15 protein-coding genes are annotated in these 13,194 nt (G+C 64.3%); 13 read left to right on the top strand and 2 right to left on the bottom strand.

What is annotated here, in order from left to right; all coding sequences use genetic code 11:
* The first annotated feature begins 18 nt into the window (after positions 1 to 18).
* Genes ACLB1G_RS08990 through ACLB1G_RS08980 form a run of 3 tightly spaced genes read left to right on the top strand, consistent with a single transcriptional unit; the run spans position 19 to position 2,825 of the window.
* On the top strand, positions 19 to 657 hold the full coding sequence (locus ACLB1G_RS08990) for a ubiquinone biosynthesis accessory factor UbiJ (protein ID WP_491626865.1): 639 nt from the start codon (positions 19 to 21) through the stop codon (positions 655 to 657).
* A complete protein-coding gene (gene ubiB, locus ACLB1G_RS08985; protein ID WP_491626864.1) occupies positions 654 to 2,222 on the top strand; it encodes a ubiquinone biosynthesis regulatory protein kinase UbiB in 1,569 nt (522 codons plus the stop codon). Before ACLB1G_RS08990 ends, ubiB begins: the two co-directional genes overlap by 4 nt.
* A gap of 3 nt (positions 2,223 to 2,225) precedes the next feature.
* The gene (locus ACLB1G_RS08980; RefSeq protein ID WP_491626863.1) at positions 2,226 to 2,825 is read left to right on the top strand and encodes a methyltransferase domain-containing protein; all 600 of its coding nucleotides are present in this window, start codon (positions 2,226 to 2,228) and stop codon (positions 2,823 to 2,825) included.
* A gap of 21 nt (positions 2,826 to 2,846) precedes the next feature.
* On the opposite strand, the gene ACLB1G_RS08975 is transcribed toward ACLB1G_RS08980, so the two are convergent.
* Entirely contained in the window at positions 2,847 to 3,212 is a 366-nt protein-coding gene (locus ACLB1G_RS08975) for a YXWGXW repeat-containing protein (protein WP_491626862.1), read from the bottom strand.
* Between the two features lie 175 nt (positions 3,213 to 3,387).
* Here ACLB1G_RS08975 and ACLB1G_RS08970 point away from each other — a divergent pair, with 175 nt between their 5' ends.
* From ACLB1G_RS08970 to nudB, 4 genes are read left to right on the top strand one after another with little or no spacing between them, the layout of a single operon-like run.
* Positions 3,388 to 3,675 (top strand): FmdB family zinc ribbon protein, encoded by a 288-nt coding sequence (locus ACLB1G_RS08970; RefSeq protein ID WP_491626861.1) that lies wholly within the window; start codon positions 3,388 to 3,390, stop codon positions 3,673 to 3,675.
* 50 nt (positions 3,676 to 3,725) lie between these two features.
* Positions 3,726 to 4,355, top strand: a complete 630-nt coding sequence (locus tag ACLB1G_RS08965; protein WP_491626860.1) for a DUF502 domain-containing protein — start codon at positions 3,726 to 3,728, stop codon at positions 4,353 to 4,355.
* Between the two features lie 37 nt (positions 4,356 to 4,392).
* The gene (gene aspS, locus ACLB1G_RS08960) at positions 4,393 to 6,201 is read left to right on the top strand and encodes an aspartate--tRNA ligase (RefSeq protein WP_491626859.1); all 1,809 of its coding nucleotides are present in this window, start codon (positions 4,393 to 4,395) and stop codon (positions 6,199 to 6,201) included.
* A 39-nt stretch (positions 6,202 to 6,240) separates the two neighbouring features.
* Positions 6,241 to 6,714: a dihydroneopterin triphosphate diphosphatase gene (gene nudB / locus ACLB1G_RS08955; protein WP_491626858.1), complete on the top strand. Its 474-nt coding sequence runs from the start codon at positions 6,241 to 6,243 to the stop codon at positions 6,712 to 6,714.
* Between the two features lie 32 nt (positions 6,715 to 6,746).
* Here nudB and ACLB1G_RS08950 read toward each other — a convergent pair whose 3' ends face one another.
* Complete coding sequence (locus ACLB1G_RS08950; protein WP_491626857.1) at positions 6,747 to 7,571, bottom strand: alpha/beta hydrolase; 825 nt, start codon at positions 7,569 to 7,571, stop codon at positions 6,747 to 6,749.
* 213 nt (positions 7,572 to 7,784) lie between these two features.
* Here ACLB1G_RS08950 and ACLB1G_RS08945 point away from each other — a divergent pair, with 213 nt between their 5' ends.
* The 6 genes from ACLB1G_RS08945 (at position 7,785) to ACLB1G_RS08920 (ending at position 13,194) form a co-directional block, all read left to right on the top strand.
* A complete protein-coding gene (locus ACLB1G_RS08945; RefSeq protein ID WP_491626856.1) occupies positions 7,785 to 8,069 on the top strand; it encodes a DUF2442 domain-containing protein in 285 nt (94 codons plus the stop codon).
* Between the two features lie 75 nt (positions 8,070 to 8,144).
* Complete coding sequence (locus ACLB1G_RS08940) at positions 8,145 to 8,963, top strand: endonuclease/exonuclease/phosphatase family protein (protein ID WP_491626855.1); 819 nt, start codon at positions 8,145 to 8,147, stop codon at positions 8,961 to 8,963.
* A 9-nt stretch (positions 8,964 to 8,972) separates the two neighbouring features.
* A complete protein-coding gene (gene clsB / locus ACLB1G_RS08935) occupies positions 8,973 to 10,136 on the top strand; it encodes a cardiolipin synthase ClsB (RefSeq protein ID WP_491626854.1) in 1,164 nt (387 codons plus the stop codon).
* On the top strand, positions 10,133 to 10,528 hold the full coding sequence (locus tag ACLB1G_RS08930) for an RNA-binding S4 domain-containing protein (protein WP_491626853.1): 396 nt from the start codon (positions 10,133 to 10,135) through the stop codon (positions 10,526 to 10,528). Before clsB ends, ACLB1G_RS08930 begins: the two co-directional genes overlap by 4 nt.
* A 193-nt stretch (positions 10,529 to 10,721) precedes the next feature.
* Positions 10,722 to 11,342 (top strand): TetR/AcrR family transcriptional regulator, encoded by a 621-nt coding sequence (locus ACLB1G_RS08925; RefSeq protein WP_491626852.1) that lies wholly within the window; start codon positions 10,722 to 10,724, stop codon positions 11,340 to 11,342.
* Positions 11,343 to 11,391: 49 nt separating this feature from the next.
* A complete protein-coding gene (locus ACLB1G_RS08920) occupies positions 11,392 to 13,194 on the top strand; it encodes an acyl-CoA dehydrogenase C-terminal domain-containing protein (protein WP_491626851.1) in 1,803 nt (600 codons plus the stop codon).

The following is a 13,194-nucleotide window of genomic DNA, read 5'->3' as shown; positions in this document are numbered from 1 at the left end:
GTCCACCGCGAACCTATCGTGAATCTACCCTTTCCTACTTCGCTGTTTGCCGCCGGGCCGCTGTCGCTGCCGGCCGTGGCCACCATCAACCACCTGCTGGCCCAGGAAGCCTGGGCGCGCCAGGAGCTGCGCCGCCACGCCGGCAAGGTGGCATGTATCGATGCGCCCCCGGCCCGGCTGCGCCTGCGCGTCACGGCCGACGGCCTGCTGGAGAGCGCCCCGGCCGAGGCCGCCGACAGCGTCACCATCCGCCTCAAGCTGTCCGACCTGCCGCTGATGGCGCAGAACCGGGAGCGCGCCTTTTCCTATGTGCGCATCGAGGGTGACGCCGAGTTCGCCAATGCCATTTCCGGCCTGTCCAAGTCACTGCGCTGGGACGCCGAGCACGACCTGGAGCGGCTGATCGGCCCGGTGGCCGCCGTGCGCGCCGTGGCCGGCGCCAGGGCCGCGCTGCAGGCTGCCCGCAATGGCCAGCAGAAGCTGGCCGCCAACGTGGCCGAGTTCCTGCTCGATGAGCAGCCGACCTTGCTGCGTCCACAGGCGGTCGAATCCTACTCCAGCGACGTGGCGCGCCTGCGCGACGATGTCGAACGCGCCGCCAAGCGCCTGGCGCGCCTGGAGCAGTTGGCCAAGGCAATACCGAAAGCGCCCCAATGATACTGAAATTCCTGCGTTTCCTGAAAATCCTGAACGTGGCGATACGCTACGGCCTGGACGATATCGCCATGTCCGGCCTGCACGTGCCGCGCACGGCGCGCCTGATCAACGGCGTGTTCTTCTGGCGCGACCTGTCCACCCCGCGCGCCGTGCGGCTGCGCCTGGCGCTGGAGGCGCTGGGGCCGATCTTCGTCAAGTTCGGCCAGGTGCTGTCCACCCGCAGCGACTTGATCCCGCCCGACCTGGTGGTCGAGCTGTCGCGCCTGCAGGACCGGGTGCCGCCCTTCGATTCCGAGGTGGCGATCGCCCAGATCCAGAAATCGCTGGGCGCCCATCCGGACCAGCTGTTCGCCCATTTCGAGCGCAATCCCGTCGCCTCGGCCTCGATCGCCCAGGTGCACTTCGCCACCCTCAAGGATGGCACCCAGGTGGCGGTCAAGGTGCTGCGCCCCGGCATGAAAAAGCTGATCGACGAGGACGTGGCCCTGATGCACATCGCGGCCGACCTGGTGGGCCGCATCTGGGCCGAGGGCAAGCGCCTCAAGCCGAAAGAGGTGGTGGCCGAGTTCGACAAATACCTGCATGACGAGCTGGACCTGATGCGCGAGGCCGCCAACGCCAGCCAGCTGCGCCGCAACTTCGCCGACTCCAAGCTGCTGCTGGTGCCGGAAATGTACTGGGACTATTGCTCGCCCAGTGTGATCGTGATGGAGCGCATGCACGGCATTCCGGTGTCGCAGATCGACCGCCTGGAGCAGGCCGGGGTGGACTTGAAAAAACTGTCCAGCGATGGCGTGGAAATCTTCTTCACCCAGGTGTTCCGCGACGGCTTCTTCCACGCCGACATGCACCCGGGGAATATCCTCGTGTCCATCGAGCCGGACACCTTTGGCCGCTACATTGCCCTGGACTTCGGCATCATGGGCACCCTGAACGACTTCGACAAGGATTATCTGTCGCAGAACTTCCTGGCCTTTTTCCGGCGCGACTACAAGCGCGTGGCTGAGGCCCACATCGAGTCCGGCTGGGCGCCCAAGGAAACCCGGGTGGACGAACTGGAGGCCGCCGTGCGGGCCTGCTGCGAACCCATCTTCGACCGTCCGCTGAAGGACATCTCGTTTGGCCAGATCCTGCTGCGCCTGTTCCAGACCTCGCGCCGCTTCAACGTGGAAGTGCAGCCGCAGCTGGTGCTGCTGCAGAAAACCCTGCTCAACATCGAAGGACTGGGGCGCCAGCTCGATCCCGACCTGGACCTGTGGAAGACCGCCAAGCCCTACCTGGAGCGCTGGATGGCCGAGCAGGTCGGCTGGAAAGGCCTGTGGGAACGCCTGCGCGCCGAAGCGCCGCGCTATGCCCACATCTTCCCGCAATTCCCGCGCCTGCTGCACCGCGCCCTGGAACAGCAGGGCGAGAAGCCGCGCGACGATGCCGAGCTGATCAAGGTGCTGATCGTGGAACAGCAGCGCACCAACCGCCTGCTGGGCGTGCTCTTGTTTGGCGGCGGCGCCATCGTGCTGGGACTGCTGGGCTATGCGTTTTACGGGCATTGGCACCACCTGCTTTGAACCATGAGCGATTTCCTGCAGCGCGACCCGCGCCAGCCGGCCTTCTGGGATGAGCGCTTCGAGCGCCGGTTCACGCCCTGGGACCAGGGCGGGGTGCCGGCCGCGCTGCAGGCTTTCGTGCAGAATGCGCCGGCGCCGCTGCGCACCCTGATCCCGGGTTGCGGCGCGGCCTACGAGCTGTGCTACCTGGCAGGGCAGGGCTGGGATGCCACCGCCATCGATTTTTCGCCGGCCGCCGTGGCTGCCGCGCGCGCCGGGGCCGGGCCGCATGCAGGCCGCATCGAGCTGGCCGATTTTTTCAGCTGGGAGCCGGCAGAGCCGCTGGAACTGATCTACGAGCGCGCCTTCCTGTGCGCCATGCCGCGCGAGCTGTGGCCGCGCGTGGCGGCGCGCTGGGCCGGGGTGCTGCCGGCTGGCGGGCTGCTGGCGGGATTCTTCTTTTTCGACGTGGCGCCCAAGGGGCCGCCCTTTGGCATCCGGCGTGAGGAATTGGAGGCACTGCTGGCCCCTCACTTTGTGTGCGAGGCCGATCAGGCCGTCAGCGGCTCGCTGCCCGTGTTCGCGGGCAAGGAGCGCTGGATGGCGTGGCGCCGGCGGGCTTAGTCCCGCCTGGCATGCTGGTGCTTAGTCGCGGCGCGGATTGTTGGGATGGTTGTCGGCGCCGTTCGGCACGCCGTCACCGTCGCGGTCGCCCCGGGCCCAGCTGCCGCGCCGCATTTCCCAGTGACCGTTGCGTTCCACCCATTGCGGCTGGTGGTAGACATAGCCGCGCCGTTCGCGCACCCAGGTGCCCTTGACCCACACGTGGCGGTGTCCGCGCCAATCCCAGTAGCCGGGCACCCAGACGTAGCCGCGGCGGGGCGCCGGCACAGCCTCCTCGCGCGGCGCCGGCGGCGCTTTCTCGACGATGATCACGGCGGAAGAAGCGGGCAGGGTGACCGTGCCCAGGGAACCCGCGATGGCGGCGGCCAGCAACAGTTTCTTGATCATGGTGATCTCCTTTTTCTTGGTTGGTAGTATCGTTATAAGGGGTTCTCCCCAGCTCTACTGTGCGGACGCGCGCATAAGCGGCCGGTGGGCACTGGGCGTTGGAGTGAGGAAACCGCTAACTCCGGTCCAAAAAGCTTTATAATTCAGGGTTTTGATGATTTTTGCGGAGTAATTGATGCCGATCTACGCCTACCGCTGCGAGGAATGTGGTTTTGCCAAGGATGTCTTGCAAAAGATCTCCGACCCGCAGCTGACTGTTTGCCCCTCGTGCGGCAAGTCCTCGTTCAAGAAGCAACTGACCGCGGCCGGCTTCCAGCTCAAGGGCACCGGCTGGTATGTCACCGACTTCCGCGGCGGCACGCCGCCCGCCACCGGCGCCGCCCCGGCCGAGAAGAAGGCCGAATCGGCCCCGGCCGCGCCGGCGCCCGCTCCGTCGTCCGGCAACGGCGGCAGCGGCACCTGAAGCGCGCCCGCCACAGCGGCGGGCGTACCGATCCGACCACGAGAGAGCGTATGCGTAAATATTTCATTACCGGCCTGCTGATCCTGGTGCCGCTGGCCATCACGGCCTGGGTGCTGAACCTGGTGATCAGCACCATGGACCAGTCGCTGCTGTTCGTGCCGGAGCGCTGGCAGCCGCGTACCTTCATCGGCTTCGACATCCCTGGCCTGGGCACGCTGCTGACCATCCTCATCGTGTTCCTGACCGGCCTGCTGACCAACAACCTGGTCGGCAACTACGTGGTCAGGCTGTGGGAGCGCCTGCTGAACCGCATACCCGTGGTCAGCTCGCTGTATTCCAGCGTCAAACAGGTGTCGGACACGCTGTTTTCGTCGTCCGGCAACGCGTTTCGCAAGGCGGTGCTGATCCCGTATCCGCACCAGAATTCCTGGACCATAGGCTTTTTGACCGGCGCGCCCGGCGGCGACGTCAAGAACCACCTGGTGGGCGACTACGTGAGCGTGTACGTGCCGACCACGCCGAATCCGACCTCGGGCTTTTTCCTCATGCTGGCCCGCAAGGATGTGGTGGAACTGGATATGAGCGTGGATGCGGCGCTGAAGTACATCGTGTCCATGGGTGTGGTGGCGCCGGCCGATGCCGTGCCCGCCGCGGCCGCCCAGCCCGTAACAACCGAGTAAGACCATTCAACCTGAATAACCTGAACCGAGAAATAACATGTCCTCAATGCGTACTCACTACTGCGGCCTCACCACTGAAGCCCTGCTTGGCCAAACCGTCAGCCTGTGCGGCTGGGTACACCGTCGCCGCGACCACGGCGGCGTGATCTTCATCGACCTGCGCGACCGCGAAGGCCTGGTTCAGGTGGTGTGCAATCCGGAGCAGGCCGAGGTGTTCAAGGTGGCCGAATCGGTGCGCAACGAGTACTGCCTGCGCGTGACCGGCGTGGTCAAGGACCGCCTGGCCGGCACCGTCAACGCCAACCTGAAATCGGGCAAGATCGAAGTGATCGCGGCCCAGCTGGAAGTGCTGAACGCTTCCGTGGCCGTGCCGTTCCAGCTGGATGACGACAACTTGTCGGAAACCACCCGTTTGACCCACCGCGTGCTGGACCTGCGCCGTCCGCAGATGCAGAACAACCTGCGCCTGCGCTACAAGGTCACCATGGAAGTGCGTAAATACCTGGACGAACTGGGCTTCATCGACATCGAGACCCCGACCCTGACCAAGTCGACGCCCGAAGGCGCGCGCGACTACCTGGTGCCCTCGCGCGTGAACGCCGGCCAGTTCTTCGCCCTGCCGCAATCGCCGCAGCTGTTCAAGCAGCTGCTGATGGTGGCCAACTTCGACCGCTACTACCAGATCACCAAGTGCTTCCGCGACGAAGACCTGCGCGCCGACCGCCAGCCTGAATTCACCCAGATCGACTGCGAAACCTCGTTCCTGAACGAGCAGGAAATCCGCGACCTGTTCGAAGACATGATACGCAAGGTGTTCAAGAACACCCTGGACATCGACCTGCCCAACCCGTTCCCGGTGATGGACTTTGCCGAAGCCATGGGCAGCTACGGTTCGGACAAGCCGGACATGCGCGTCAAGCTGCAGTTCACCGAACTGACCGACGTCATGAAGGATGTCGACTTCAAGGTGTTCTCGGGCGCCGCCAACATGAAGAATGGCCGCGTGGTCGGCCTGCGCGTACCGAAGGGCGCCGACATGCCCCGTTCGGAAATCGACGCCTACACCCAGTTCGTCGCCATCTATGGCGCCAAGGGCCTGGCCTACATCAAGGTCAACGAGAAGGCCAAGGGCCGCGACGGCCTGCAATCGCCTATCGTGAAAAACATCCATGACGCCGCCCTGGCCCAGATCCTGGAGCGCACCGGCGCCCAGGACGGCGACCTGATCTTCTTCGGCGCCGACAAGGCCAAGGTGGTCAACGACGCCATCGGCGCCCTGCGCGTGAAGATCGGCCACTCCGAGTTCGGCAAGAACGCCGGCCTGTTCGACGACGTCTGGGCCCCGCTGTGGGTGATCGACTTCCCCATGTTCGAGTACGACGAGGAAGACGACCGCTGGACCGCCACCCACCACCCGTTCACCGCGCCGAAAGACGGCCATGAGGACATGCTGGAAACCAATCCGGGCGCCTGCATTGCCAAGGCCTACGACATGGTGCTGAACGGCTGGGAACTGGGCGGCGGTTCGATCCGTATCCACCGCGAGGAAGTGCAATCCAAGGTGTTCCGCGCCCTGAAGATCGACGCCGAGGAAGCGCGCCTGAAGTTCGGCTTCCTGCTGGACGCGCTGCAGTACGGCGCCCCGCCGCACGGCGGCTTGGCGTTCGGCCTGGACCGTATCGTGACGCTGATGACCAAGTCGGATTCCATCCGCGACGTGATCGCCTTCCCGAAAACCCAGCGCGCCCAGGACTTGCTGACCCATGCGCCATCGGAAGTGGACGAGAAGCAGCTGCGCGAACTGCACATCCGCCTGCGCGCCGCCGAGCCGAAAGTGGCCGGCTAAGACGTACTGTGGAAAAGGCGCCCTCGGGCGCCTTTTTTTATGCCCATGAACAAGCCCTACAAGATACCCGAGTCGGTGCTGGTGGTGATCCACACGGCCGAGCTGGAGGTGCTGCTGATCGAGCGCGCCGACCGTCCCGGCTACTGGCAATCGGTGACAGGCTCGCTCGATGCGCCGGACGAGCCGCTGCTGGAAACGGCCGCCCGCGAGCTGTTCGAGGAAACCGGCATCGTGGCCGATGGCGAGAACATCGTGCTGCGCGACTGGTGTTTATCCAACGTGTACACGATTTATCCGGTGTGGCGGCACCGCTATGCACCGGGGGTGACCGAGAACACCGAGCACGTGTTCAGCGTGCAGGTGCCGCGCGATATTCCCATCACGCTGGCGCCGCGCGAGCACCTCAATTACGCCTGGCTGCCGTACTTGGAAGCGGCGGATCGCTGCTTCTCGGCCTCCAACGCCGAAGCCATCCTGCAACTGCCGCGCCAGATCGCCCCGCCCAAGTGCTAGCCTGCTGGCCGCCAGGCGAAAGCGGGCGCGCTTCACAGCACGCCGATCTCCTTGAGCCAGGCTTCCACCAGCGACGGCCAGGCGGCCACCGGATGCTCCTTGTCCCGCAGCCCGAAAGCGTGGCCGCCCTTGGCAAACAGATGGACCTCGGCCGGCACCCCGGCCTGCTCCAGCGCCCGCGCATACAGGGTGCTGTTGCAGATATCATCGACCGGATCGTCCCAGGCTTGCAGCAGGAAGGTGGGCGGCGTCTGTCTGGTCACACGGATGCTGGCATCGAGCTTGCCGCCTGCGCGGCACAGATGCCCGGGATACAGTGCGATGGCGAAGTCCGGCCGGCTGCTCAGCCGGTCCACGGCGTCCACAGTCTTATAGACCGGCTTGAAGATAGTGCTGGTCTGCGCCACCAGGTAGCCGCCAGCCGAAAAGCCGATCACGCCTATCTTGGCGGGATCGATCTGCATCTCCCTGGCCCGCGACCGCACCAGACGGATGGTGCGTTGCGCATCCTGCAGCGCGCGCGGCACCTTGGGCGTGATGTGGCACTGGCACTGTTCGTCCCAGTAATGGTTGCCTGCCGGGACGCGGTACTTGAGCAGCACGCAAGTGATGCTGCGCGCAGTCAGCCAGTCGCAGATCTCCGTGCCCTCCAGATCCATGGCCAGCACCTTGAAGCCGCCGCCAGGAAACACCACTACAGCCGCGCCGCTGTTCCCGCCCCGGGGCGGATACACCGTCATGGTCGGCTGGCTGACATTGCTGGCACGCAGCCAACCTCCATGTCCCTCCGCACGCTCAAGCGCTTCGGCCTTCGATACCGGCACCGGATCCGGCGCCGCGTTGGGCCAGATCGGCACCTGCGCCAATCCCGGCGCGGGCTGCCATGTATCGGCCCGAGCCGTCCCATAGCTACACAACAGGACAAACGCCAACGGGAGGCAGGGGAATTTACGCATGAGTGTGTGTAGTCGGTTCAAGTGCTGAAGAAGCAGATTTTACTTTGTGGACGCTCAATTCCTGGCTGGCGCGTATCATTATGAAGCACCGGTTTGATTTTCTCAGGAGGTGGCATGAACACTTCGGCTTGGAAACCTGATCACCGCATCAGGACTGTCTCGTTCGATGCGGACAATCTCATCGTCGCCCTGCTCGATGGCCGTACCATCAGTGCGCCGCTGGCGTGGTATCCGCGCTTGCAGGAAGCCAGCCAGCCGCAGTTGGCGGCCTGGGAAATCATCGGCGCGGGCCACGGCATTCACTGGCCTCAGCTGGACGAGGATTTGAGCATCGAGGGCTTGCTGGCCGGCTATCCAGCTCCTGCGCGCCGCAGCCCGCCGGAGAATACGGAAGCCTGAGCAATTGGCGCCTAGCGTGCGCTGGCGCACCATCGTTGCGTGCGCCAAATTCCGACTCGGGAGTAGAATATTCCCATGAAGATCCGAGTCGCCACCTACAATATCCACAAGGGCGTGTCCAGCATCCGGGCCGAACCACGCGTGCTGGCGCTCAAGCAAGCCATCGGCATGTTCGATGCCGATGTGGTGTTCCTGCAGGAAGTGCAGGGCAAGCACGATCTCAAGGCCGCCAAGTATGGCGCCGAACACCTGGGCAACAAGCATTGGCCGGCGGCCGCCCAGCATGAATACCTGGCCGGTGAATCACGCCACCTGCACGCCGCTTATGGCATGAACGCCGTCTACGACCATGGCCACCACGGCAATGCGCTGCTGAGCGCCTTCCCCATCGCCAGCCAGGCCAACCGCGATGTCTCCGACCACGCCTACGAGCAGCGCGGCATCCTGCACTGCCTGCTGGACACGCCAGCCGGCCCCGTGCACTGCTACGTCGTGCACCTGGGCCTGTTCGAAGGCAGCCGGCGGCGCCAGACCCAGGCCCTGATCTCGGCCGTGCAGGAAAGCGCCCCCAACGGCGAGCCGGTGGTGATCGCGGGCGACTTCAACGACTGGCGCAACACCCTCAGCGCGGAACTGTACAACGCCCTGGGCGTGGTCGAGGCTTTCGACGAGATCGAAGGCTCCAACACGGCCCTGGGCGAGATCATGCGCAAGCTGCGCCGCAAGAGCAGCATCATCCCGGCCCGCACCTTTCCGGCCGCCATGCCCTTCTTCCGGCTGGACCGCATCTACGTGCGCGGCTTCACCGTGGAGACGGCCGAAGTCATGCACGGCCCGCTGTGGGCCAGGCTGTCCGACCACGCCCCTATTGTGGCGACGCTGGCGCTGGCCTAGACTGCGGGTATGCGCTCGCTGAACTTTATCGCCGATAACGAAGTCAAACTGCTACGCTGCGGCACCGATTTCTTCCCGGCGCTGCTGGAAGCCATTGCCGCCGCCCAGTACGAAATTTACTTCGAAACCTATATCTTCGCCGACGACGCCACCGGCCAGACCGTGCTCCAGGCGCTCATCGCCGCCGCCGAACGCGGCGTGCAGGTGCGCATGATCACGGACTGGTTCGGCACCGGCAACGGCCGCGTGCAGCGCATGCACCAGCGCCTGCTGGAAGCCAAGGTCGAGCACCGCATCTTCAATCCCTGGTTCAAGCGCGGCGTGACCCGCACCCACCGCAAGATTTGCGTGGTGGACCGCGAGGTGGCCTTCGTGGGCGGCATCAACGTCAACGACGACATGTTCTGCGACACCCGCCCGACCGTGCCTTTGGAGGCGCCGCGCTGGGACTTCGCGGTGGCCGTGCGCGGGCCGCTGGTCACCACTATCCACGAGGAAGCCCAGAACCAGTGGCACCGGGTCGGCCGCATGGGCCTGATCAAGCGCATGAGTTTGCTGCGCGACACGCGCCGCGTGGTCAAGGCGGCGGCCCGCAACGTGGTCGAGGCGGCCTTCATCGTGCGCGACAACTGGCACAACCGCACCACCATACAGCGCGCCTACCTGCAGGCGTTGGGCAAGGCCAGGCACAGCGTGCTGCTGGCCAATCCCTATTTCGCGCCGGGCCGCAAGTTCCGCCGCGCCCTGGCCGCCACCGCCCAGCGCGGGGTGGAGGTGGTGCTCCTGATCGGGGTGGGGGAAATCTGGCTGCAGGACATGGTCGCCCATTCCTTCTATCCCAAGCTGCTGGCCGCCGGGGTGAAGGTGGTGGAGTACCGCAAGACCCAGCTGCACGCCAAGGTGGCCGTGATCGACGAGGAATGGGCCACGGTTGGCTCCAGCAATGTCGACGGCCTCAGCCTGTTCATGAACCAGGAGGCCAACGTCGTCATCCGCGACGCCGCCTTTGCCCGCGGCCTGCGCCAGGAAATCGAGCTGGCCATTGCCGACGGGGTTGAAATCCACCAGGATGACTACGCCCATGTGGGCCATCTGCGCCGCATCGGTTATGAAATCGCCTTCGTGTTCTACAAACTCTTGATGCGCATCTTTGCGGTAGGAAAATACGCTTGAACTCTCCCGACAACGCTTCCGTCCGGCTCGACAAATGGCTGTGGGCCGCCCGTTTCTTCAAGACCCGCTCGCTGGCCACCGACGCCGTGGACAGCGGCAAGGTCAAGCTGGGAGGTGAAAGGATCAAGCCGGCCCGTGCACTGCATATCGGCGACAAGTTGGATATAGACAACGGTTCCACCCGCTGGGAAGTGGAAGTGTTGCGCCTGTCCGACGTGCGCGGCCCGGCCCCCGTGGCCCGCACCCTGTACCAGGAAACCGCCGAAGGTGTGTTGCGGCGTGAAAACGATGCCGAACGACACCGCTTGTTCCGCGAGCCGGGCGCCGATATCAAGGGCCGTCCCACCAAGCGGGACCGCCGCGAATTGGGCAAATTCAGCGATTACGAGTAAACCCCTCCCCAGCCCGCATTGCTGCGGCGCACCAATAGAACCGCACCTCTAAACGTAGCGTTTGACATTCAACTGGTGTTGGATAATAGTACGAGCGTTCGTAATTTTTTCACGCGGAGACAATTTAACGGGAGCACAATCGTCGTTCGCTCCCCTTGAATTCACCTGGAACCCCATTATCAATACCTCAACTATGCGCAAGGGCGAAATGACGCGCGCCGCCATCCTGGATGTGGCGCTGGACCTGGCCAGCCGGGACGGCCTGGAAGGACTCACCATTGGTTTGCTCGCGGACAAAATGAACATGAGCAAATCGGGTGTGTTCGCCCACTTCGGCTCGCGCGAGGATTTGCAACTGGAAGTACTCAAGCTGTACCACCGCCGTTTCGAGCAGGAAGTGTTTTTCCCCAGCGTGAAGGAGCCGCGCGGCATCCAGCGTTTGCGTTCCATGTTTGCGCGCTGGGTCAAGCGGGTCAGCGTGGAAGTGGCCTCGGGCTGCATCTACATCAGCGGCGCCGTCGAATATGACGACCGCCCCGGTCCCATCCGCGAAGAGCTGATTTCGATGGTGCAAGCCTGGCAGGGCGCGCTGCTGCGCTGCGCCAAACAGGCCATCGAAACGGGCGACCTCAAGCCGGACACCGACCCGCAGCAGCTGGTCTACGAAATGTACGGCCTGATCCTGGCCCTGCACCACGATGCGCGCTTCCTGCGCATGCCGGGCAGCCTGGAACGCGCCAGCACTGGTTTCACCCGTCTGATCGAGAATTACCGGAATACGCAGCCTGCCGACGAGCCGGCCGCGCAGCACTAAAACACCACCAACAAGCCACACTTACTATTTTTAGCATCAGGAGAACATCATGGGTCAATACGTCGCGCCTATCCGGGATATGCAATTTGTGCTGCACGAGTTCCTGAACGTGGAACAAGAGCTCAAGCAATTGCCCAACTATGCCGAAGTCGATGCCGACATCATCAACCAGGTGCTGGAAGAAGGCGGCAAGTTCACCTCGGAAGTGCTGTTCCCGCTGAACCACTCGGGCGACCGCGAAGGCTGCAAGCACGACGCCGCCACCAGCACCGTGACCACGCCGAAAGGCTTCAAGGAAGCCTACAAGCAGTACGTGGAAGGCGGCTGGGCCGCGTTGGCCTGCGATCCGGAATACGGCGGCCAGGGCCTGCCGGTGGTGATGAACAATTCCTTCTACGAGATGCTGAACTCGGCCAACCAGGCCTGGACCATGTACCCCGGCCTGTCGCACGGCGCCTACGAGTGCCTGAAGGAGCACGGCACCGACGAACAGAAGCGCCTCTACCTGCCCAAGCTGGTCTCGGGCGAGTGGACCGGCACCATGTGCCTGACCGAACCACACTGCGGCACCGACCTGGGCCTGCTGCGCTCCAAGGCCGTGCCCCAGGATGATGGTTCCTGGCTGATCACCGGCAACAAGATCTTCATCTCGGCCGGCGAGCACGACATGTCGGAAAACATCCTGCACCTGGTGCTGGCCCGCGTGCCGGACGCACCGGAAGGCTCGAAAGGCATTTCGCTGTTCCTGGTGCCGAAATACCTGCCCACCGCCGACGGCGGCATCGGCGAGCGCAACCCCATCTTCTGCGGCGCCATCGAAGAAAAAATGGGCATCCACGGCAACTCGACCTGCCAGATGAACCTGGACGGCGCCAAAGGCTGGATCATCGGCCAGCCCAACAAGGGCCTGCAAGCCATGTTCGTGTTCATGAACGCCGCCCGCCTGGGCGTGGGCATGCAGTCGCTGGGCCTGACCGAAGTGGCTTACCAGAACGCCGTCACCTACGCCAAGGACCGCATCCAGATGCGTTCGCTGTCCGGCGTAAAGAACCCGGAAAAACCGGCCGACCCCATCATCGTGCACCCGGACGTGCGCCGCATGCTGCTGACCGGCCGCGCCTACGCCGAGGGCGCGCGCGCCTTCACCTCCTACGTGGCGCTGCAGATCGACCGCGAACTGCACCACCCCGACGAGGAAGTGCGCAAGGAAGCCGCCGATGAAGTGGCGCTGCTGACTCCGATCGTGAAAGCCTTCATCACCGACAACGCCTGGATCGCCACCTCGGAAGCCATGCAGGTGTACGGCGGCCACGGCTACATCTCGGAGTGGGGCATGGAGCAGTACGTGCGCGACGCCCGCATCAACCTGATCTACGAAGGCACCAACACCGTGCAATCGCTGGACCTGCTGGGCCGCAAGATCCTGGGCGACAACGGCGCCAAGCTGCGCAAGTTCGGCGAGAAGATCAAGAACTTCGTGGAAGAAAACGGCCTCGATGAAAACCTGAACGAATTCATCGCGCCGCTGGGCGACCTGGGCGACAAGGTCACCAAGCTGACCATGGAAATCGGCATGAAGGCCTTCCAGAACGCCGACGAAGTGGGCGCCGCCGCCGTGCCTTACCTGCGTGTGGTGGGCCACCTGGTGTACAGCTACTTCTTCGCCCAGATGGCCAAGATCGCGCTGGAAAAAACCGCCGCCGCCGAAGCCAATGGCGACAACTTCTACAAGACCAAGCTGGCCACGGCGCGCTTCTACTTCGGCCGCCTGCAGCCGGAAACCGCGACCCTGATCCGCCAGGCCCGTTCCGGCGCCGCCAACCTGATGGCGCTGGACGCCGACCTGTTCTAA

The organism is Duganella kummerowiae, assembly GCF_053572355.1.
This window is presented reverse-complemented; position numbering and strand designations above follow the sequence as displayed.